General features: G+C 65.7%; 2 protein-coding genes. One reads left to right on the top strand and one right to left on the bottom strand.

What is annotated here, in order from left to right:
• The first annotated feature begins 130 nt into the window (after positions 1–130).
• On the top strand, positions 131–517 hold the full coding sequence (locus tag Q0588_RS12515) for a DUF302 domain-containing protein (protein ID WP_298746586.1): 387 nt from the start codon (positions 131–133) through the stop codon (positions 515–517).
• 277 nt (positions 518–794) lie between these two features.
• Here Q0588_RS12515 and Q0588_RS12510 read toward each other — a convergent pair.
• Positions 795–2239 (bottom strand): MFS transporter (locus Q0588_RS12510; protein WP_366872956.1); only part of this gene is annotated, 1445 nt, incomplete at its 5' end.

Genomic DNA, 2239 nt, shown 5'->3' with positions numbered 1-2239 from the left:
AGTGCTGGAGTTCCGGGAAGCCCCGGCGGGCGCGGAAATCTTCCAGCGGTGGGGCTGGATGACCGACGCGTCTCAAGATGAGCCCAACGACGATTGATCGCCACGCGATATCTGCAACGGAGACAAAGCCGTGACCTACTATTTTTCCAGGACCCTCGAGGGCGGTTTCGACGAGGTGGTCGGCCGGACTCGCGAGGCGCTGAAGCAGGAAGGTTTCGGGGTCATCACCGAAATAGACGTTCAGGCGACGTTGAAGACCAAGATCGACGTGGACTTCCGACCCTATCTCATCCTGGGCGCCTGCAATCCGGCGATGGCGCATGAGGCGCTGCAATTCGAGGACAAGGTCGGCACCATGCTGCCTTGCAATGTGGTGGTGCAGGAACGCCCGGACGGGATGATCGAGGTCGCCGCGATCGATCCGGTCGCCTCCATGCAGGCGATCGGAAATCCGGCGCTGTCGGACAAGGCGGCGGAGGTCGCGGCAAAGCTTAAGGGGGCGCTGGAGCGGATATGATCTGTTCCCCGGCCTGCAGACAGGCCCCAGGCTGGCGGTTCCCGGGAGGATCCGAGGTCTCACAGACCAGGCCTTGCCTTTCCCTTCAGATCGCGACCATCGCTGAGCGTCGGCTGGCCAGTGCCTTGGCGGCACAGGTGTCCGGCGAACCGCAGAACATCAACCTTGAGTGCGCCTAAGGCCTTCGAGGAACTCGACGGGGTGGGGCGGATGAAGTCCTCACCCTACTGATGGTTCCAGTGCGGTCGAGGGCGGCGACTAACGGCCAGGAAGCCGCTCAGAGGGCCGCCGTCCCTCCGCCCGGACGACGCGATACCATAGACACAAGCCCTGCCGTCGCCAGCAGGGCGAACACGGCGCCGGCGAGGAAGGTCGCCTCCGGTCCCATCCGGGACCACAGCAAGCCGGCGACGACACTGGCCGCCAGCAAGGTCACGCCGCTGGCGAGATTGAACAGACCAAAGGCCGTTCCACGCATGTGCGACGGGGCCGTATCCACCACCAGAGCCGCCAGCAATCCCTGGGTCAGGCCCATGTGCAGGCCCCACAGGGCGACCCCGATCAGAACACCGGGAATAGTCGCCACGAAGGCAAGGACCATGTCGGCGGCGATCAGAATCGCGAGGCCCAGGATGAGCAGCCAACGTCGACCCATCCGGTCCGACAGGCTCCCGGCGGGCGCGGCCACGACCGAATAGACCACATTCATCACCACCATCACCACGGGCACAAGAGCGATGGCGAGGCCGACATCCTGCGCCCTCAACACCAGGAAGGCCTCGCTGAACCGCGCCATGGTGAACACCACGCCCAGGGCGACGACAGACCAGAACGCTCCGCCCATCGCGAGCACATCGATCCATCGGATCGGCGGTCGCGGATGACGCACGCCGTCGACGGGGCGGGGCTCCTGGACCGCGAAGATGAGCACCGCGACCGCAAGCGCGGCTGGAACCACGGCCCAGGCGAATACCGCGCGGATGTCGCCTGCGAGAACGAACATGAAGCCCATTGCCACGAGGGGGCCAGCGAAAGCGCCGATCGTGTCGAGGGACTGGCGCAGACCGAACGCCGCCCCGCGGATCCCGGGCGGCGCGATGTCGGCGACCAGGGCGTCGCGGGGCGCGCCGCGAATGCCCTTGCCGACGCGGTCCGCGAATCGCGCGCCGAACACCTCGAACGGGGTCACCGCGAGCGGAAAGATCGGCTTGGTCAAGGCGCCCAGGCCATAGCCCGCCACCGCCAGCCATTTGCGGTGGCCAAGGCGGTCGCTGAGCCAGCCGGAGAAAACCCTGGTGATCGACGCCGTGGCCTCGGCGACGCCTTCTAGCAGTCCAACGAGCGCGACGCTCGCGCCAAGGCCGGTCACCAGAAAGACGGGCAGGAGGCTGTGAATCATCTCCGACGAGACGTCCATGAACATGGAGACGAAGCCGATCGCCCAGATGCTTCGGGGGACCGCTCGAAGGCCGGACCTGAGGGGTGCGCTCATGCCGTTGGTCTTAGCCCGGATCGACGCATCCAGACGAGTAGCCGACCGACGCTCATGGTTTTGAAAGCTCGCCCGGGCAAGTTGAGGCCCATGAGGACAGGATCGAAATCCGCCCAAGCCGACGCCGACCGTCGTTCCATTCAACGGGAGCGCTGCGTTTTGCGCTGCCGGATTACTTACGGTCCCTGGAACGAGGTCGTGGACGCGATCCTTCGCGACCTCCACGAGGA

It is taken from the genome of uncultured Brevundimonas sp. (assembly GCF_937870815.1).
In the GTDB taxonomy this organism is placed as follows: Bacteria; Pseudomonadota; Alphaproteobacteria; order Caulobacterales; family Caulobacteraceae; genus Brevundimonas.
The sequence above is the reverse complement of the archived record's forward strand: the minus strand, read 5'-3'. Positions and strand labels throughout refer to the sequence as shown.